The 18790-nt window shown below is 72.3% G+C and carries 20 protein-coding genes and 1 riboswitch; of the genes, 8 read left to right on the forward strand and 12 right to left on the reverse strand.

What is annotated here, in order from left to right; translation table 11 throughout:
* Positions 1-116, reverse strand: a riboswitch (SAM riboswitch).
* Between the two features lie 39 nt (positions 117-155).
* Positions 156-938: a DUF1684 domain-containing protein gene (locus tag AB0G10_RS40775; RefSeq protein WP_360935060.1), complete on the forward strand. Its 783-nt coding sequence runs from the start codon at positions 156-158 to the stop codon at positions 936-938.
* A gap of 9 nt (positions 939-947) precedes the next feature.
* Entirely contained in the window at positions 948-2027 is a 1080-nt protein-coding gene (locus AB0G10_RS40780; protein WP_360935063.1) for a M20/M25/M40 family metallo-hydrolase, read from the forward strand.
* Here the strand turns inward: AB0G10_RS40780 and AB0G10_RS40785 are convergent.
* The 7 genes from AB0G10_RS40785 to AB0G10_RS40815 form a co-directional block, all read right to left on the reverse strand.
* Positions 1988-2581, reverse strand: a complete 594-nt coding sequence (locus AB0G10_RS40785) for an HD domain-containing protein (RefSeq protein WP_360935066.1) — start codon at positions 2579-2581, stop codon at positions 1988-1990. The genes AB0G10_RS40780 and AB0G10_RS40785 overlap by 40 nt on opposite strands.
* A gap of 53 nt (positions 2582-2634) precedes the next feature.
* Complete coding sequence (locus tag AB0G10_RS40790; RefSeq protein WP_360935069.1) at positions 2635-2955, reverse strand: hypothetical protein; 321 nt, start codon at positions 2953-2955, stop codon at positions 2635-2637.
* Positions 2956-3068: 113 nt separating this feature from the next.
* The gene (locus AB0G10_RS40795) at positions 3069-3401 is read right to left on the reverse strand and encodes a hypothetical protein (RefSeq protein ID WP_360935072.1); all 333 of its coding nucleotides are present in this window, start codon (positions 3399-3401) and stop codon (positions 3069-3071) included.
* Between the two features lie 65 nt (positions 3402-3466).
* Complete coding sequence (locus AB0G10_RS40800) at positions 3467-4666, reverse strand: hypothetical protein (RefSeq protein ID WP_360935074.1); 1200 nt, start codon at positions 4664-4666, stop codon at positions 3467-3469.
* Entirely contained in the window at positions 4663-5163 is a 501-nt protein-coding gene (locus tag AB0G10_RS40805; RefSeq protein ID WP_360935077.1) for a SigE family RNA polymerase sigma factor, read from the reverse strand. The genes AB0G10_RS40800 and AB0G10_RS40805 overlap by 4 nt, the downstream gene beginning before the upstream one ends.
* Before the next feature lie 72 nt (positions 5164-5235).
* Positions 5236-5613, reverse strand: a complete 378-nt coding sequence (locus AB0G10_RS40810) for a VOC family protein (RefSeq protein ID WP_360935080.1) — start codon at positions 5611-5613, stop codon at positions 5236-5238.
* Between the two features lie 9 nt (positions 5614-5622).
* Positions 5623-6837 (reverse strand): MFS transporter, encoded by a 1215-nt coding sequence (locus tag AB0G10_RS40815; protein WP_360935083.1) that lies wholly within the window; start codon positions 6835-6837, stop codon positions 5623-5625.
* Positions 6838-6955: 118 nt separating this feature from the next.
* Here AB0G10_RS40815 and AB0G10_RS40820 point away from each other — a divergent pair, with 118 nt between their 5' ends.
* Both AB0G10_RS40820 and AB0G10_RS40825 read left to right on the forward strand, forming a co-directional pair.
* Positions 6956-8527 carry a glycoside hydrolase domain-containing protein gene (locus tag AB0G10_RS40820; protein ID WP_360935086.1) on the forward strand — a complete coding sequence of 524 codons (1572 nt, stop codon included), beginning with the start codon at positions 6956-6958 and terminating at the stop codon, positions 8525-8527.
* 10 nt (positions 8528-8537) lie between these two features.
* Positions 8538-9041 (forward strand): metallophosphoesterase, encoded by a 504-nt coding sequence (locus AB0G10_RS40825; protein WP_360935089.1) that lies wholly within the window; start codon positions 8538-8540, stop codon positions 9039-9041.
* A gap of 36 nt (positions 9042-9077) precedes the next feature.
* Here the strand turns inward: AB0G10_RS40825 and AB0G10_RS40830 are convergent, their stop codons facing one another.
* The gene (locus AB0G10_RS40830) at positions 9078-9752 is read right to left on the reverse strand and encodes an NUDIX domain-containing protein (RefSeq protein ID WP_360935092.1); all 675 of its coding nucleotides are present in this window, start codon (positions 9750-9752) and stop codon (positions 9078-9080) included.
* A 63-nt stretch (positions 9753-9815) separates the two neighbouring features.
* On the opposite strand from AB0G10_RS40830, the gene AB0G10_RS40835 reads away from it, so the two are divergent.
* Both AB0G10_RS40835 and AB0G10_RS40840 read left to right on the forward strand, forming a co-directional pair.
* Positions 9816-10871 carry an SPFH domain-containing protein gene (locus tag AB0G10_RS40835; RefSeq protein WP_360935095.1) on the forward strand — a complete coding sequence of 352 codons (1056 nt, stop codon included), beginning with the start codon at positions 9816-9818 and terminating at the stop codon, positions 10869-10871.
* Complete coding sequence (locus AB0G10_RS40840; RefSeq protein ID WP_360935098.1) at positions 10868-11746, forward strand: hypothetical protein; 879 nt, start codon at positions 10868-10870, stop codon at positions 11744-11746. Before AB0G10_RS40835 ends, AB0G10_RS40840 begins: the two co-directional genes overlap by 4 nt.
* A gap of 5 nt (positions 11747-11751) precedes the next feature.
* Here the strand turns inward: AB0G10_RS40840 and AB0G10_RS40845 are convergent, their stop codons facing one another.
* Genes AB0G10_RS40845 through AB0G10_RS40855 form a run of 3 tightly spaced genes read right to left on the reverse strand, consistent with a single transcriptional unit; the run spans position 11752 to position 16234 of the window.
* Positions 11752-13386, reverse strand: a complete 1635-nt coding sequence (locus AB0G10_RS40845) for an ATP-binding protein (protein WP_360935101.1) — start codon at positions 13384-13386, stop codon at positions 11752-11754.
* 19 nt (positions 13387-13405) lie between these two features.
* Positions 13406-14641: a GAF domain-containing protein gene (locus AB0G10_RS40850; protein WP_360935104.1), complete on the reverse strand. Its 1236-nt coding sequence runs from the start codon at positions 14639-14641 to the stop codon at positions 13406-13408.
* Positions 14642-14656: 15 nt separating this feature from the next.
* Positions 14657-16234, reverse strand: a complete 1578-nt coding sequence (locus AB0G10_RS40855; protein WP_360935107.1) for an ABC transporter permease — start codon at positions 16232-16234, stop codon at positions 14657-14659.
* A 128-nt stretch (positions 16235-16362) separates the two neighbouring features.
* On the opposite strand from AB0G10_RS40855, the gene AB0G10_RS40860 reads away from it, so the two are divergent.
* Positions 16363-17715: a hypothetical protein gene (locus AB0G10_RS40860; protein ID WP_360935110.1), complete on the forward strand. Its 1353-nt coding sequence runs from the start codon at positions 16363-16365 to the stop codon at positions 17713-17715.
* On the opposite strand, the gene AB0G10_RS40865 is transcribed toward AB0G10_RS40860, so the two are convergent.
* Positions 17694-17954 carry a hypothetical protein gene (locus AB0G10_RS40865; RefSeq protein ID WP_360935113.1) on the reverse strand — a complete coding sequence of 87 codons (261 nt, stop codon included), beginning with the start codon at positions 17952-17954 and terminating at the stop codon, positions 17694-17696. The two genes, AB0G10_RS40860 and AB0G10_RS40865, sit on opposite strands and share 22 nt — an antisense overlap.
* Before the next feature lie 78 nt (positions 17955-18032).
* On the opposite strand from AB0G10_RS40865, the gene AB0G10_RS40870 reads away from it, so the two are divergent.
* Positions 18033-18527: a GNAT family N-acetyltransferase gene (locus tag AB0G10_RS40870; RefSeq protein ID WP_360935116.1), complete on the forward strand. Its 495-nt coding sequence runs from the start codon at positions 18033-18035 to the stop codon at positions 18525-18527.
* Positions 18528-18790: the final 263 nt, after the last annotated feature.

Consider the following 18790-nt stretch of genomic DNA (forward strand, 5'->3'; position numbering starts at 1 on the left):
GGCTCGCGCTTGCCGCGCCGGGATCGGCGACGGCCCGGTCCTCACCCGGGGCACCCCATCGCGAACGCAAGGGTTGCCGGCCAGCAAGCCGGGGCTCAGTGCTGGCACTCATGACCTGACGATCACGGTAGCAGAGTGGAATCTAGGGTTGAGGCATGACGATCTTGTTTCAGCAGCAGTGGGACGAGTGGCACGCCGCGCACGAGAAGCGGCGGGCCGATCCGCACGGGTTCCTCGCCATCACCGGGCTGCACTGGCTCGATTCGTCCCCGTCCCGTTTCGATCACGCGCCCGGGGCGTGGAGCACCGGGACCGAGGGCGTGACCGTCGACCTGGGTGCCGAGTCGCTCGTGGTCGGCGACGTCACCGTCACCGGCGTTCACCGGTTCGACCCCATTCCGGAGCGCTCGGACATCACCGCCCACTGGGGTGACATCGCCGTCGAGATCGCCCGGCGCGGCGGTCACGACGTGGTGCGGCCCCGGAACCCCGCCAGCCCGGTGCTCGCGGCCTACCGGGGGACGCCGGCGTACCCCGCCGACGAGAAATGGGTCATCCCCGGAGATTTCGTTCCCTATCCCGAGCCCACCCCCATTCCGGTCGGGTCGGTTTCCGAGGGGATCGAGCATGTGTACGAATCTCCCGGCACGGTCTCCTTCGAGATCAGCGGGGTCCCGCTCTCGCTGATCGTCTTCAACGGCACGGCGCCGGGGTCGCTCTTCGCGCTCTTCACCGACGAGACGTCCGGACTGACCACCTACGCCGCGAACCGCAGCCTCTTCATCGCCGCCCCGGACGACGGCGGCGCGGTGACGCTCGACTTCAACCGGGCCACGAACCTGCCGTGCGCCTACACCGAGTTCGCCACCTGCCCGCTGCCGCCGGCCGGGAACAGGCTGCCGGTCGCCATCGAGGCCGGTGAGCGGAAGCCGCGTTAGTTTCGTCCGATGGACTCGTTGCTGGACGCGGTGGTGCGGCTCATCGGGATCCGGTCGACCGCGGACCGGCCCGACGAGCTGCGGCGCGCTCTCGATTTCGTGCTGTCGCTGGTCGGGCCGGGTTTCGCGGTCCGGCGGTTCGAGTCGCGGGGCAGGCCGAGCGCGTTCCTGACCTCCCGGCCGGGGACCCCGCGGGTGATCCTCAACGCCCATCTCGACGTGGTGCCGGGCGCCGACGCGCAGTTCACGGCCCGGATCGACGGCGATCGGCTGCACGGGCGGGGCGCGCACGACATGAAGGCCGCGGCCGTCGTGCTCGCCACGGTGTTCCGCGAGGTGAGCGGGTCGCTGCCCTTCCCCATCGGGTTGCAGCTCGTGACCGACGAGGAGCTGGGCGGGTTCGACGGGACCGGCCATCAGGTCGCTTCCGGCGTGCGCGGGGATTTCGTCGTCATCGGCGAGCAGAGCGGCCTCGAGATCGTCACCGAGTCGAAGGGGATTCTGCGGGTCCGGCTCGACGCTGCCGGGCGGCCGTCGCACGCAGCCTATCCATGGCTGGGGACAAACGCCCTGCTAACGATGCTTGAAGCGACAAATCGACTTATTTCACGATATCCGGTGCCGATGGCGGAATCGTGGACCACCACCGTCAACGTCGCCCGGATCTCGACGTCCAACACGGCCGCCAACATCGTGCCGGCCGACGCCTCGGCGCTGCTCGACATCCGCTTCCCGCCGTCCGACCCCGACCTGGCCGGGCGCTCGCCCGAGGAGATCGCCGCCCACCTCGCGTCGGTGACCGGTCCCCGGGTCGCGGTGACGATCGAGGCGCTGGGCGCGCCCCACTCCGCCGACGCCGCGAGCGAGCCGGTGCGCCTGCTGCGGGCGGCGGCGAAGGCCGCCGGGTACGACGGGGACCTGCTGCGCAAGCACGGCGCCGCCGACGGCCGGTTCTACTCGGCCGAGGGGATCGACGCCGTCATCTTCGGCCCGGGCGGCGACGGCCAGCACGGCCCGGAGGAATACCTCGACGTGCGGACGCTGCTCCCCTACCGGGAGGCGCTGACGACCTTCCTGCGCTCGCTGTAGGTCGCGGCCAGCAGCGCCTCCACCCGCGCGGCGACCGCCCGCAGGTGGGGGCGGCGGCCCGGGTCGGCGAGGGCGTTGAACGAGCACGGGCCGTGGCGCAGGAGCATCTCCGCATAGCGCGCCTCGGGATCGACCCGGTCGCCGCGCGGCCCGACGGTCTGGTCGGCGTAGGTCAGCACGTCGGCGACGATCGAGCGCTCGTCCGGGAACTCGGACAGCTCCGCCGCGAGACCGCGGACCTCGGCCACGAACCGCGCCCCCGAGTGGTGGGCCACGAGACCGGCCACCCGGGCGGGCCAGCCCTCGCGGGTCAGGTGCCGGGCGCCGTCGATCGGGTGGAACCCCGTCTCGATCAGCGGGGCGGCGTAGCCGACGTCGTGCAGCCAGGCGGCCGCCACCAGCAGATCCTCGTCGAGGCCGAGACGCACGGCCAGGGCGCCGGCCCGCTCGGCCACGCCGGCGCTGTGGCGCCACCGGTCGGTGCCGTCGCCCAGCAGGGATGCGGCGAGAACCCGCGCCGCTTCGGCGCGAGTGGTGATGATCGGCGCGGCCATGGCTGAATGTTAGGTCGCGCCGGGTGAACAGCAGGCGAACGCGGAATGCCGGATCACTGAACCCGGACCCGCTGGGTCGGCACGCCGGCGGCGGTGAGCTGGCGGGCGAGCGAACCGTTGGGGTTGTCCAGGAAGACGGCGACCTGGTGATCGTCGCCGAGATCGCACGCGGCAGCGACCGAACCGAGGTTGATCGGGTCGAGTTCCAGGACGTCGGCGAGGTCGACGATGAGACGGAGCGGGCGGACCCGCCGGACCGTGTGGACGAGGAGTTGCTGCAGCTCGACGGCCCGGTCCGGACCGACCGAGCCGCGTGGCTGGATGACCACGCTCCCGTCGGGGCTGGTGCTCACTTCGAGAACCGAGCTACGCATCGGATCACCTCTCGTTACCGTGCGTTCAGCTGCCTGACCACCATACGGTCGGCCTCGAAGATCGTCGAGATACCACCGGACCAACGGGACATGTCCATCCGGTGAACGCGCGGTCAGAGCGGTGGGCCCAGCCTCAGGATGCGGCGGGCGCGGCGGCGGTCCAGCCAGCTCGGCTGCGGCGGGTCGATCGGGTCGCTGTGTGAGGCGAGCTCGGCGACGATCTGGATCCAGAAGCCGGCGGCGCTCATCAGGTTGCGGAACCGGCCCGGCTCGGGCGCACCGACCGGCAGCACGGCCTCGGCCCACCGCCACGCCACCCAGGCGACCTCGGTGTCCGGATGGCGGCGGCCGGACTTGGCGAGCGACCGCACCTCTTTGCGGGTCTCGTCCGGCAGCCGCCACCAGCTCCGGAGGGTCTCCAGACGGGTGGATCCATCGTCAGTCATGGCGGACATTGTGGCCGATCCGGTCCAGCCGATCATCAGCGCCGGCCCGGTTCCGGGGACCTGGTTCAGCGGCACTGCCAGACGACGGCCTGGATCGTGCCGGACTCGTCGTCGGACTGGCCGGCCACGATGCCGCCGTCGTCGCTGATCGTGGTCGCGATCGTGGCGTTGCCGCCCGGGTCGTGCCGGCCGAGGCCGGGCAGCCGGATCGTGTCCTCGCCGGTCACGACCACCGCGTATCCGTCGGCGTCGGTGCCGGTCTGCCAGCCGTAGGCGTTCACGGCGTCGGCCGGGTGCGTCAGCTCGCCGGTGATCTCGGCGGTCCCGGTGCGCAGGTTCCACCGTGCCGCGTAGACCCGCTCCCGCGCCCCGCTCGCCTCCTTCTTCTCCTTGTCCTTCAGCGTGCTCGAGGAGGCCATCCCCACGGCCCAGCCGTTGCTGATCCGGAACACCTGCGCCACCGCGGCCGGCGTGCCGCCGATCTCCGGCATCGGCAGCGCGCCGTGGGTGCCGTCGGGCCGCCAGACGTACGGGGTGTCCAGGTCGAGGCTGCCGGCCACGGTGCCGTCGAGGTCGACGTCGCGGGCCTGCGAGGTGGTGGTGCCGGCCGGCACCGGCAGGGTGACCGGTGCGGCGCCGGCCGACTCCCAGACGACCGCGCGGCCCCTGCCGTCGTCGCCGGCGATCCGGCCGTTCTCGTTGATCGCCAGCGCCTCGCCGGCCTCGGCCAGCCTGGTCACCTCGCCGTCGTGGTAGGCGTAGGGCACCGGGCCGTACGCGGCGTAGCTCCAGCCGACCGCGGTGCCCCGGCCGTTGACGTCGCGCAGCGACTCCTCGAGGTCGCCGGGCAGCGCCACCTTCGCCACCTCGCCGTCGTGCCAGATGACGGCCTGGTAGCCGCCGGCCTCCGGGTAGGTGCGCCCGACGATCCAGGCGCCGGTCGGGTCGGCGCCGGACACCAGCGCCATCGGCTCGCCGTCCGGCACCGGGAGGCGGCTCAGCTCGCAGGCGGTGATCGCCGGGGGCGCCGGCGCGGGGCCGGACGGGCCGGCGGTCGCCGGGATCACCGGGGGCGTGGGCGCCGCCACCGGCCGGGCCAGGGCGAACCCGGCCGCCGACGCGGCCACGGTGACCACGGCGGCGCTCGTCCCGGCGACGCCCCGGCGCAGGCGGCGCTTCTTCCGGGCCGCCGCGATCGCGGCGCTGATGTCCACGCGGCAGGGCGTGTCCGGCTCGTCGTCGAGCGTACGCAGCAGGTCCGTCAACTCGGCACCTCGATTCGTGGTGGGAGCAGGCGGCGCAGCGCGGCCAGCCCGCGGGAGGTGTGGCTCTTGACGGTTCCGGCGGAGCAGCCCAGGATCCCGGCGACCTCCTCGACCGGCAGGTCGTAGAAGAACCGCAGCACGAGCACGGCCCGCTGCTGGCGGGGCACCCGCTTCAACGCCTTCCGCAGCACCTCGCGGTCCTCGGCGCCGCTGTCCTCGAACGGCGCCGGCTCCGGCATCTGCCGGAACAACCGGACCTTCGACCAGGCCAGGCGTTTCTCGTCGACGTACCCGCGCACCAGCATGGTGCGCACGTACGCGTCGAGGTTGTCGGCGGCGCGGGCCTTCGGCCACTTCAGGTACAGCGTGGTGATCGTCTGCTGCACGAGATCGTCGGCGCGATGCCCGTCACCGGTCAGGACGTACGCCAGCCGTCGCAGCGCGGGCACCCGCGCCGCGACGTACTCGACGTACTCCTCCTCCGCGCTCGCGCGCATCGGCCACGTCCTTCCGTCGGTTTCGTCACCCCTCAGACGGGACCGGCGTGGCGGACGGTTGTCACGAATTTCCTACAGCGGCTTGATCCGGGCCCGCAGCAGGCAGAACTCGTTGCCCTCGGGATCCTGCAGGACGTGCCACTGCTCCTCGCCGGTCTGGCCGATGTCGGCCGGGCGGGCGCCGAGGGCCAGCAGGCGCTCGAGCTCGGCGTCCTGGTCGCGGTCGGTCGGGTTCAGGTCGATGTGCAGCCGCGACTTGCCGGGCTCCGGCTCGTCCCGCTTGGCGAAGAAGATCGTCGGGTGCGGGCCGCCGAACCCCTCGGGCGTGCCGATCTCGACGCAGCCGTCCTCGCGGCCGACGACCACGAAGTCGAGGACGTCGCACCAGAACCGCGCCAGCAGCTCGGGGTCGCGGCAACTGAGGACGAGCTCACCGATACGAGAAGCCATGCGGGGAACCTATCTCACCCGAGCGGTTTCGGACCTTCTGTCCAGCATGAAACTGATCATCGCCAATCCCAGGCCGGCGGTCGCCAGCGCCACACCGGTCCAGGCCGGCGCGAGATATCCGTACCCCCGGGCGATCACCAGACCGCCCAGCGCGGCACCCAGGCTGTTCGCCAGATTCATCGCGGACTGATTGACCGCGGCGCCCATGAGCTGCGCCTCGGGAGCGACCGTGATGAGCCGCGCCTGCAGCGCCGGCCCCAGGAAGATGCAGGTGGCGCCGGTCAGGAAGGCCCCGAGGAAGAGGCCGGCCGGCGTAGCCGCGGTGAGCGCGAAGAAGACCGTCGACACGATCACGCCGCCGAAACCGGCCGTCGTGGCGAGCCGCAGGTTGCGGTCGGCGAACGCGCCGCCGAGGAAGTTGCCGGCCGTCATGCCGAGGCCGAAGACGGCGAGGACCCAGGGCACCGCCCTCTCGGAGAGGCCGGTCACCTCGGTGGTCACCGGCGCGATGTAGGTGTTCACCGCGAAGAACCCGGCGAACCCGATCGCCGCCGTCGCCGCCACGAGCCACACCTGCGGCCTCCGGAGCGCGCGCAGCTCGGCCGCCGGCGAGCCGTCCACCTTCGCCGGCGCGTCCGGGACGGTGGCGCCCACCGCGAACAGGGTCGCCACGAAGACCAGGGCGATCACGGCGTAGGCGATCCGCCAGCCGGCCGACTGCCCGAGATGCGTGATCAGCGGGACGCCCACGACGTTGGAGATGGTCAGGCCGCCCAGCACCATCGAGTACCCGCGCGCCTCGTTGCCCGGCCCCATGAGGCTCGCCGCGAGCAGGCCGGCCGCGCCGAAGTAGGCGCCGTGCGGCAGCGCCGCCACGAAGCGGGCCACCAGGACCAGCTCGAAGGTGGGGGCGATGGCGCTGGCGAACGTGCCGGCCGCGAACAGCACGAGAAGACCGAGGACCAGCCGCTTGCGCGGCATCCGCGCGGAGAGCGCGGCGATCAGGGGCGCGCCGCAGACGACCCCGAGAGCGTACGCCGTGATGACCCAGCCGGCCTGCGCGACGGCGTCCTCGGCCGACCGGCTCCACGCCCCGGGAAGCAGCGCGCGTGCCATGTCGGGCAGCAGTCCCATCGCCACGAACTCGGTCAGGCCGATCGCCACGCCACCCAGGGAGAGCGCGATCAGCGCAGCCCAGCGTTGCCGCCACGTCAAATGATCCACTCGCCGAACGCTAGCTCTTGACCTTTCGGTCCGCCGGGCAGGGACCGAACGGCCGTGGCGCCTCATCTGTACGTCTGGTTACCTCTATGGGCTCATCTGTCCCGGTGAAGAGGTTCGCATGCTCCTGAAGTACCGGAAGCGCCTTCTCGGCGCCCTGGTCGTCGCGCTCTGCGTCGCCCCGCTCGCGCTGGTGAACGGCAACGCCGCGGCGGCCGCGGCCCTGCCGCCGCAGCCGGGCACCTTCAAGGGGTACGGCTTCGACGCCTGCACCGCGCCGTCCTCGGACGCGATGAAGGCGTGGCTGAAGTCGCCGTACCGGGCCGTCGGCGTCTACTTCGGCGGCAACAACCGGGGCTGCGCCCAGCCGAACCTCACCGCGTCGTGGGTGCGCGAGCAGATCGGCCGGGGCTGGCGGCTCATCCCGCTCTACGTGGGCCCGCAGGCCACCTGCACGACCACCACGAAGAAGAACCGGATCGACAACCGGAACGCGGAGAAGCAGGGCCGCGCGACCGCCGACGACGCGGTGGCGCAGGCCAAGGCGATCGGCCTGGCGCGCGAATCCGTGCTGATCTACGACATGGAGGCGTACCGCACGAACGACGCGGCCTGCCGCGCCGGCGTGCTCGCGTTCATGAAGGGGTGGTCGGCGCGCCTGCACGACCACGGCTACTTCTCCGGCTTCTACAGCAGCGTGAGCTCCGGCGTGGCGGATCAGGTCGCGGTCTACACCAAGGCCGGGTACGTGAAACCCGACTACATGGACTTCGCCCGGTGGGACCAGGTCGTCACCACCGCCGACAAGGTGATCCCGTCCTCCTACTGGACGCCGGGCCGCCGGATGAAGCAGTACCGCGGCGACCACAGGGAGACGTGGGGCGGCGTCACCATCAACATCGACAACGACTACCTCGACTTCGCCCCGCTCCCGTCGGCGAAGTTCGGTGACTGGACCCGCAACGGCTGGCCCGACGTCCTGGCCCGCACGAAGGGCGATCTCTTCGCCTACCCGGGCAACGGCTCCTACATCTCCGAGGCCAACCGCACGAAGATCTCCGGCGGTTTCGCGGGCATGAACGCGATCGTGCGGATGGACCTGAACCGGGACGGTTTCGAGGACGTCGTCGCGCGAACCAAGGCCGGCGCCGTCTGGTTCTATCCGGGCAAGTCGGGCGGCAAGCTGGGCGCCCGCAAGAAGATCTGGACGAAGTTCACGCACATGCGCGAGCTGACCGCGATCGGCGACTTCAACCGGGACGGATACCCCGACCTGCTGGCCACCCAGAAGAGCAACGGCGACGTCTACCTCTACCCGGGGAAGAAGGGCGCCAAGTTCGGCAAGCGCACGGCCATCGCGTACGGGAACTGGGCCGATCGCACCGAGTTCACCGGCGCCGGCGACTACAACCGGGACGGATACCCCGATCTGCTGGTGAAGGAGAGGAAGACCGGCACGCTCTACCTCTACCCGGGCAAGGGCAACGGCTTCAAGAACCGCGTGAAGATCGGCAAGGCGAACGGTTTCCGCGACATCACCGGCATCGGCGACTTCGACCGGGACGGTTTCCCGGACATCGTGGCCGTGCAGTCCTCGACGGGCTACCTGATGTGGTTCCGCGGAACCGGCAAGACCCTGCGGGCCGGGGTGCGGCTGGCGACCGGGTACCAGGGCCGCACTCCCCTGTTCTAGCGTTGACGGGGTGCGCCTCGTCCTGATGTCCGACACCCACCTGCCGAAGCGTGCGCGCGACCTGCCGGCCGAACTGTGGTCGGCGGTCGACGCCGCCGACGTGGTCGTGCACGCGGGCGACTGGGTCGACGTGCCGCTGCTGGACGCCTTCGAGGCCCGCGCCGCCCGCCTGATCGCCTGCTACGGCAACAACGACGGCCCGGCCCTGCGCGCCCGCCTGCCCGAGGTGGCCCGCGCCGACCTCGGCGGCGTGCGGCTCGCCGTCGTCCACGAGACCGGCCCGGCGACCGGTCGCGAGAACCGCTGCGCCGCCCGCTTCCCGGACGCCGACGTCCTCGTCTTCGGCCATTCCCACATCCCCTGGGACACGACGGCCGCTTCCGGTCTGCGTCTTCTCAATCCGGGTTCCCCCACCGACCGACGGCGCCAGCCGCACCACACCTACATGACGGCGACCATCGAAGCCGGAGCCCTGACCGACGTCACCGTCCACCCCCTCCCCCACAGATCTTGACCGATCCCGCCCGCCGGCGAACCACAAAGAAGGAGATCAGCGCGCCGGTCTCAGCAGCGGCGGGTGCAGCAGCGTCGCCGGCCCCCGCCGGAACAGCTGCGCCGGCCGGCCCCGCTCGCGGCTGACGGTGTTCCCGGTCGCCTCCACGAAGCCCTCCGCCGACGTGACCTTCCGGTGGAAGTTGCGCGGGTCGAGGGTCGTCTGCCAGACGGTCTCGTAGACCGCCCGCAGGTCGGCCACGGTGAACTCGGGCGCGCAGAACGCCGACGCGAGCGGCGTGTACTCCAGTTTGGACCGGGCCCGCTCCACCCCGTCGGCGAGGATCCGGTCGTGGTCGAAGGCGAGCCCGGCCTGGTCGGCGGGCCGCCACGAGGCCGCCGACGCGTCGCTGCCGGCGACCGGTGACGGCAGGTCGGGCAGCAGCGCCAGGTAGGCCACCGTCACCACCCGGCCGCGCGGATCACGGCCGGGCGTGCCGTAGGTGGCCAGCTGCTCGAGATGACCGGCCTGCGGGTCGAGCCCGGTCTCCTCCCGCAGCTCCCGGCGGGCCGCCTCGTCCAGATCCTCGTCGGGCAGCACGAACCCGCCCGGCAGCGCCCACCGGCCCTCGTACGGCGGGATGCCGCGCCGCACGAGCAGTACCTGCAGCGACCCCTGCCGGATGGTCAGCAGCACGAGATCGACGGTGACGGCCGCCCTATCAATCGTCATGTTGACGATAATAGCCGCCACGTATTATCGTCATGGTGACGAAAACAAGGGAAAGGCACGACCATGGCTGACGTGACACGGCGATTCAACCTGCGGCACCTGCGTACGGCGCCGACGACCTGGGTCAGTCACACGGTGAAGGGCACGACGAAGCGGGCCGGCACCGGGCTGTCGTTCTGGTACCGGCCGCTCACCGCCGCGATCTCCGAGGTGCCGGTCGACGACCGCGAGCTGCCGCTGCTGTTCCACGCGCGGACCGAGGACTTCGCGGACGTGACGGTGCAGGCCACGGTGACGTACCGGGTGGCGGACCCGGCCGCCGCCTCGGCCCGGCTGGACTTCTCGATCGACCCGTACCGGGGCACCTGGCGCGGCCAGCCGCTCGACCAGGTCGCCGGGCTGCTCGCCGAGCTGGCCCAGCAGCCGGCCCTCGACCTGCTCGCCCGGCTTCCGCTCACCGAGGCGCTGACCACCGGCATCGCGCCGGTCCGGGAGTCGGTGGCGAACGCCCTCGCCGCCGATCCCCGGCTCACCGAGACGGGCGTGTCGGTGGTGAGCGCGCGGGTCGTGGCGATCCGCCCGGAGCCGGACTTGGAGCGCGCGCTGCAGACGGCGACGCGCGAGCAGGTGCAGCAGGACGCGGACAGGGCGACGTACGCGCGCCGGGCGCACGCCGTGCAGCAGGAACAGTCGATCGCCGAGAACGAGCTGCAGAGCAAGATCGAGCTGGCCCGCCGCGAGCAGGAGCTGGTCGAGCAGCACGGATCCAACACGCGCCGGGAGGCCGAGCTCGACGCCGAGACCCGGCTGGTGGCGGCGCGGGCCGAGGCGGCCCGCGAGGACGTCGCGAGCGAGGCGGCGGCCGAGCGGGTGCGGCGACTCGCGGTCTCCGAGGCCGAGGCGGCGAGGGTACGGGACGAGGCCCGCGCCGCCGGCGCCAGGATCGTCGGCCTGGCCGAGGCGGAGGCCGAGGCCGCGCGCCTGGCCGCGTACCGTGACCTGCCGCCGGCCGTCCTCCAGGCGCTCGCCCTCAAGGAGCTGGCCGGCAACATCCCGGCGATCGGCGAGCTGACGGTCACCCCCGACCTGCTCAGCAAGCTGGCCGGACGGCTCGGATGAGCCTCCCTCCCCGGATCGTGGTGGTGTCGCGGCGCAGCGAGCTCGACGAGCTGCTCGCCCGGCACGGCACCCGCGGCGCCGCGGCGTTCTTCCTCCGGCAGCGCGGCCGTGACCTGGACGAGGTGACGGCCCGGCACGAGGCGGCGCAGGCCGCGCTGACCGCCGTCGGCGCGGCCATCCCGGCGGACTGGCGGCGCGGCCACGTCGAGCGCGCCGACCTGCCGCGGTTCCTCTTCGCGCCGGAGGACGTGGTGGTCGCGGTGGGCCAGGACGGCCTGGTCGCGAACGTGGCGAAGTACCTCTCCGGCCAGCCGGTGATCGGCGTCGACCCGGAGCCGGGGCGCAACGCCGGCGTGCTGGTCCGGCACCGGGCGGCCGCGGTCGGCGCCCTGCTCCGCGACCTGCCACCGGCCGGCCCGCGGACCATGGTGGTGGCCCGGCTCGACGACGGCCAGGAGCTGTACGGCCTCAACGAGATCTACATCGGGCACGCCGGCCACCAGTCGGCGCGCTACGTCCTCGCCGACGGCGCGGGCCGCCGGGAACGCCAGTCGTCGTCCGGCCTGATCGCCGGCACCGGCACCGGGGCGACCGGCTGGTGCGCCTCGATCGCCCGGGAGCGGGCCGCCGCTCCCCCGCCGCCCGCGCCGGCCGAGGAGGCCCTGTGCTGGTACGTCCGCGAGGCCTGGCCGTCCCCGGCGACCGGGGTGTCGCTGTCGGCCGGCACCCTGACCGGCCGCGAGGAGCTGGAGCTGACGAGTGAGTCGGAGCGCCTGGTCGCCTTCGCCGACGGCCTGGAGCAGGACGCCCTGGAGCTCTCCTGGGGCCAGCGCATCAGGCTGGCGGTCGCGGACCGGCGCCTGAACCTGATCTGATCGGGTCAGTCCGGCAGCGTGAAGATCACCCGGGTGCCGCCGCCCGGGTTCTCCTCGACCCGGATGGCGCCGCCGTGCCGGTCCACGATGCGCAGGCAGCTCGACAGCCCGATGCCGTGCCCACCGGCCGGGGCGCCGTCGAGGCGGGTGAACATGTCGAAGACCCGGCGGCGCTGCTCCGGCGGGATGCCGACGCCGTTGTCGGCCACCGCGATCTCCCAGGACGCCGGGAGCCGCCGCGCCTCGACCGCCACCCGGCAGGGGCGGGCCGGGTGCCGGTACCTGATCGAGTTGGCGATCAGGTTCTGGAGCAGCTGGCGGGCCAGGACCGGGTCGCACATGACGGTCGGCATCCGGTCCGGCACCGACACCTCGGCCGCGGCGGCCTCCATGGGCGCCCGCAGGTCGGCGAGGACCTGGCCGGTGATGTCGCCGAGGTCGGCCGGGACGCGGTGGATCGGGGCACTGCCGGCCTGGGCGTACTGGAGCAGCGAGCTGATCAGGTCGTGCATCCGGGTCACCGCCCGGCAGCAGGCGGCCACCCAGCGGGCCTGGTCCCCGGACACCTCGTCCTCGAGCAGTTCGAGGTAGCCGCGGACGGTCGCGAGCGGCGTCACCAGGTCGTGGCTGACCGCGCCGGCGAAGTTGGTGAGGTCGGCGTTCGAGCGGCGCAGCTCCTCGTTCGCGACGGCCAGCTCCCGGCGGGCGGCCTCGATGGCGCGCTGCTGGCGGCGGTCGGTGGTCACGTCGGTCATCGCGACGACGGCGCCCATCGGGGTGCCGTCCGCGGCGACCAGCGCCCGGCCGCTCGCCGTGACGTGCACCGGGTCGGCGCCGGCCCGCTTGATGATCATCTCGGCGTTCTCGACGCTGCCCTCGCGCAGCGCCCGCAGCAGCGGGATCTGACCGGGCCGCAGCAGCGTGACGCCGTCGGTGGCGTAGAGCCGGTAGCGGCCGGAGAAGCCGGCCGGGTCGAGGGTGGGGTCGGCGTCGAGGCCGTGCCACTCGCGGGCGGCGCGGTTGAACACGGTGAGCCGGCCCGACTGGTCGGCCGCGACCACCGCCACGTCGATCGTCTCCAGCAGCGTGTCGGTCCAGCGCTGCCGGGCCTCCGCGACCAGGGCCAGCTCGCGGTTCACCCGGGCCTGCCGGCGGCGCTCGAAGAGGGCAAGCACGACGCCGGCCAGGTCCTTGAGCCGGGCGATCTGGAAGTCGTCGAGCGTGCCCGGCCGGTCGTCGAAGACGCAGAGCGAGCCGAGCGCGTACCCGTCCGGGGTGACCAGCGGCGCCGAGCCGTAGAGCCGCACCCCGGCGTAGACGCCGGTCACCCACGGGTTGTCCCGGTAGATCGGATCCCGGCTCGCGTCGGGCGTGTACATGAACTCGCCCTTCTCGAACCGGATCGCGCACATCGAGTCGGTCCGCGCCGAGTCCCCGCCGTCGAAGCCGACCGTGGTGAGCTGGCACTGCCGGTGCTCGTCGATCAGGTTGAGGGTGGCCGTCGGCACCCCGGCCACGGCCGCCGCGACCCGGACGACCGCCTCCAGCTCGTCGTCGGCCGGGGCGTCGAGCAGCTGGTACTCGTGCAACGCGGCGAGCCGCGCATGCTCGCGCTCGCGGGTCGGCACGACGAGGTCCACTCCTGACCCATCGGCAGGTTCAGGGCGTATCTGACCCCCGGCCCCGCCGGGCCGCGGCGGCGCTGAGCAGGGATTCGATGACCTCCCGCATCCGCTCGACCCCGGCCATGGCGGCCCGCACATGCTCCTCCGCCTCGCCGCTCGCCTCCCCGGCCTCGCCGCTCACCTCGGCGGTCTCGCCGCCCATCTCGTCGGCGACCAGCTCCAGGTAGCCGCCGACCGCGGCGATCGGCGCGACCAGGTCGTGGCTGACCGCCGCCGCGAAGTTGGTGAGGTCGGCGTTCGAGCGGGTCAGCTCGGCGTTCGCCGCGGCGAGCCGGGCCCGGGCCTCCTCGATGAGCCGCTTGCGGGTCACCTCGGCCGTGATGTCCTGCAGCGCCACCACGCCACCGGTGATCCGCTCGCCGCCGGCGTCGTACAGGGCACGAGCGTTCGCCCGCACCACGGCGTCGCCCCGGCTCGGCCGCCGGATCACCATCTGCTTGCCGGTGACCGGCCCGCGACCGCCGATCACCACCATGAGCGGCAACTCGTCGTAGGGGATCGGCGTCACGCCGTCCGGCTCGTAGAGCTGGAACCGCTCGGCGATCTCCTCGGGCGCGGATTCGAGGTCGATGTCCGCATCGTGGTTCGCCCGGGCCGCCCGGTTGTACATGGTGACCTTGAAGTCGCTGTCGAGCGCCATGACCGCCACGTCGATGCCGTCGAGCAGCGCCTCGGCCCACTGCTTGCGCGCCTCGGTCGCGGCCGCGAACTCGGCGGTCACCCGCGTCTGCCGGCGCCGCTCGAAGAACGCGACGATCACCTGCGCGAGGTCCCGCAGCCGGTTCAGATCGACCGGGTCCAGCTCGCGCGGCTCGCTGTCGAAGACGCACAGGGTCCCGAGGACGTGCCCCTCCGGCGTGATCAGAGGAGCGTTCGCATAGAACCGGATCATGCCGAACTCGCCGGTCACCCAGGGATTTCTCCGGTACGCCGGGTCGAGCCGCGCGTCCGGCAGGCACACCGGCCGCCCCTCGGCGAGCCGGACCGCGCACATCGAGTCGTCCCGGTCGCAGTCCCGCCCCGGGAAGCCGACCGTGGTGAGCTGGATCTGCCGGTGCTCGTCGATCAGGTTGAGCGTGGCGGTGGGCACGCCCGCCACCGCGGCGGCGATCCGGACGACGGCGCGCAACTCCTCCTGCGGCGGGGTGTCGAGCAGCCGGTACTCGTGCAACGCGGCGAGCCTGCTCGTCTCCCTCTCCACCGCGTTCACCACCCCAGTATCGGCCTAGTAACCCACGTCCCTCCGCCGGAATCCGGCGAATCCGGCGGCCATCAGGGCCAGCACGACGACGGCCAGGGCGAGCGGCGGGCCGGCCGTGACCGGGTCCAGCGGCGCGGCCGGCAGGTGGGCGAAGGGCGACGCCTGCTGGATCCAGTCCGGCAGCCGGAACGAGTCGGCGAACAGCTCGACCACGGCGCAGTAGCCGAGCGCGACCCAGCCCAGGATCGCGGCGGCCCGGGCGAGCCAGCCCAGGCCGAACGCCGGGACGGCCACCACCGCCCAGACGGCGGGCAGGTAGACCAGCGCCGCGCCGGTCATCCGAAGTGCCTGGCCCGGCTCGCCGACGGTCAGGCCGTACGACAGTCCCTCGCCGAAACCGGCCACGACCAGCACCAGCGCGCTGCCGATCAGGGCGACGCCGAGCTGGCCGGCCAGCCAGGTGCGGCGGCTCGTCGCGGTGGCGAGGACCGGCTCGGCCCGGCCGGCGGTCTCCTCGGCGCGGGCCCGCAGCACCGACGAGACCCCGAACGCCGCGGCCAGCAGCGCGCACATGGTCAGCGTCAGCGACAGGTACGAGTCGACGATCTCGCCGGCGCCGCCCGGCAGGAATTCGGCGACCTCGGGGTTGTCCCGGATGTAGGACTCGATGCTGTCGCCGAGCGACCCGTACGCCACGCCGAGCAGGCCGACGCCGAGCACCCAGCCGATCACCGCGCCGCGCTGCAGCCGCCAGGCCAGCCCCGCGGCGCCCCGCAGCGCCCGGGACGCCCGCGGCCGGCCGAGCCGCGGCCGGACCAGACCCGCGCCGAAGTCACGGCGGTTCAGTGCCGCGATCGCGATGGCCACGAGAGCTCCGGCCGTACCCATCATCACCAAGATCGGCCACCAGCGGCCCGGACCGAAAGGCAGGGTCCTCTGCCCCCAGCCGATGGGCGAGGCCCAGGCGAGCGCGGGATCGCCGGCGTCGCCGGCGGCACGCAGCGCGTAGCTCGCGCCGAGCACGAGACCGGTGAAGCCGTAGACGCCGCGGGTGTGCTCGAAGACCTGCGCCGCGAGGGCGGTGAGCGCCGCGAAGACCAGCCCGACACCGGCGATCGCGGCCGCGGTCAGCGCGGAGCCTCCGATCTCCAGGCCGGTCCCGGCCAGCGCCGCGAAGATCGCCGCTGCCGCCGCCAGGTTCGCCAGCAGCGCGAGCAGCAGCGCCGCGTGCAGCGGGGCGTGCCGGGCGATCCCGGTCGACCGGATCAGCTCGGCGCGGCCGGTCTCCTCGTCACCGCGGGTGTGCCGGCCGACCAGGAACATGTTCATCAGCGCCACGAGGATCGCGACGAACGCGAACATCTCGAAGACGATCTCGTTGCCGATCGTGCCGAGCAGCTCGGCCGGCCCGCTCATCGCGATCACCGCGGTGTTGCCGCCCAGCGTGGCGCGGAGCTGGGCGAGCTCCTCCGGGGTGCCGTAGAGGTTCTGGCTCTGCGTCGACTGGATCAGGAACAGCAACCCGGCGCCGAGGATCCAGACCGGCAGCCGGATCCGCTCGAGGCGCAGGGTGAAGAGGAGCAGGGAACGGGTGCCCGCCATGCCCCGCATCGTCCTACCGGACGGCGAGGACTGTCCAGGCCGGTTCTTAGGGATGGTTCATGGACACCTTCGTTGACTTCCGCCCTGACCAGGCATACCGCTGAAGGTCACACCTCAGGGAGGTTCCCATGTCGCTCGAACTCGACCGCAGACTCGCCGAGACCGGCACCCGGTTCCGGATCTTCCCGCAGCCCCGGTTCCTCACCAAGGCCGACGGCTCCCCGCTGTTCCCGGAACCCGAGACGGTGGTGGTCGCCCCCGAACCGGGCGCCGTGACCGCCGGGCCCGCCGACGACCGGATGTTCGTCGTCGACGCGGTCGGCAAGCTGCCCTACAACCAGTTCTTCCGGCCTCCCTACACCGGCGCGGCGAACCCGCCCGTCCAGCCCGGCCCGGACGGCCACTTCGATCACCTCGACCCGGCCACCCGCGACTTCTCGGCCGCCACCATGTACGCGACGGTCCGCCGGGTCCTGGACATCTGGCAGGACTACTTCGGCCGCACCATCGAGTGGCACTTCTCCACCGCGTTCGCGAAGCTCGAGCTGATCCCGCTGATCGAGTGGAACAACGCACAGTCCGGGTTCGGCTTCCTGGAGTTCGGCTTCGGCCGCACCCCGACCGGCACGATCGACCACTCCCGGCCGTTCTGCGAGAACTTCGACGTGCTCGCCCACGAGCTCGGGCACAGCATCATCTTCGCCGAGGTGGGGGTGCCGGCCAGCCCGCTCGACGAGGGCATCGACTACGGCGGCATGCACGAGTCGTCCGGCGACCTGGTCGCGATCGTCGCCTCGCTGCACTTCCACTCGCTCGTCGACATGCTGCTGGAGAACACCAAGGGGAACCTGCTCACCATCAACGGCCTCGACCGGGTCGGCGAGCTCTCGGACACCCGGCAGATCCGGATCGCGTTCAACGCGCTGCGCATGTCGGACGTCGACGACGAGCCGCACAACCGGTCGCTGCCGCTCACCGGCGCCGTCTTCGACACCATGGTCGAGGTGTTCCAGCAGGACCTCGTCGACAAGAAGCTGATCAGCGAGGACCTGCGGACCCGCTCGACGAACCTGCCCGGCACGGCGCAGGACCTCGAGCAGATCCAGGACGACTTCGCCGCCGCCTACGCCGGGAACGAGGCAGCGTTCAAGGAGTCGCTGCTGCTCGCCCGCGATTATCTGGGCCGGCTGCTCGCCACCTGCTGGTCGGCGATGTCACCGGACTTCCTCACTTACCACGGCGTCCTGCGGGCGCTGCTCGACGCGGACCGGCAGCTCACCGGCGGCGTGCACGCGGCCATCATCCGGGCGTGCTTCGCGTGGCGGGAGATCGCGCCGGTGCCGACGTCGATGCTGCTGCGCCAGCACACGCTCACATCCTGCGGGCTGGATTCCGCGCCGGCGCCGGTCGCGGCCGGCGCCGACGGCTATGCCCCGATGATCCCCGCGCCGCGAGGGAGTTACCAGAACCTGCGGCGGTAGTGCCCGTGGTGCCGGTAGTGCCCGTGGTGCCGGTAGTGACCGTGGTGTCCATAGGCGCCCGGGTGTCCTCCGTAGTAGGCGCCCGGGTGCCCGTAGCCGTGGTGGTAACCCTGGCTCCTGGCGATCCGGTGGTTCACCTCGCGCAGCAGGCCGTCGACGGCCGGGTTGTGCCGCTTCTGGGAGGCGTGGTGAAGTTTGGAGGCGACCATCGAGAGCACGAAACGCTTCATGAAGCCCATCGCAACCGTCTCCTTCTCTTGCTCTTGCTCTTTCCGGGGGACCCTCAACGGTACCCACCATTGTCCAGGCTGACCTGTATGTTCTCTGTGCGTCCCGCCGTCCCGGCCGACGCCCCCGGCCTCGCCACGGTGCATGTGCTCACCTGGCAGGCGGCCTATCGGGGGATGATGCCGCAGGCCTACCTCGACGCGCTCTCGGTGGCCGAGCGCGCCGCGACGTGGCGCGGATGGCTCGACCGGATCGCGCCGCCGCGGGCGGTGCTGGTGCTCTCTCCCGGGGTGTCCGGCTTCGTCACCGTCGGGGCGGGCGAGGACCCGTCGACCGGGCAGCTGTTCGCCATCTATGTGCTGCCCTCGCTGTGGGGCACCGGCTGCGGCCGGCAGCTCATGGACGCCGGGGTCGCGTCGCTGACCGCGAGCGGGTTCACGTCGGCGACGCTGTGGGTGCTCGAGGAGAACGTCCGGGCGCGGCGCTTCTACGAGGCGGCCGGCTGGCACTGGGACGGCGCCACGCTGCTCGACGACTCGCGCGGCTTCCCGCTCCACGAGATCCGTTATCGGCGGGCGCTGTGAGTGCGCATCCTGGTCTTGATAGGGAACCTTCTTTCCTTTCGACAGCCCATTCACATTGACCGGTATCATGCTCATAACCTGCTAGGTTGATCGCCGTGCGGGTATTCGAAAGCGACGACCATCTCTGCGATTACGGGCTTCTCGTTCTCCGGGATCCCGGGGTCGCCTGGGATTCCCCGCCGGCGCTGCCGCATTCGTACGACCGTGGCGACGAGCCGGCCGGGACGTTCGCGGGCTCGGGCGCAGGATGGATCACGTGCCAG

It is taken from the genome of Actinoplanes sp. NPDC023714 (assembly GCF_040639855.1).
In the GTDB taxonomy this organism is placed as follows: Bacteria; Actinomycetota; Actinomycetes; order Mycobacteriales; family Micromonosporaceae; genus Actinoplanes.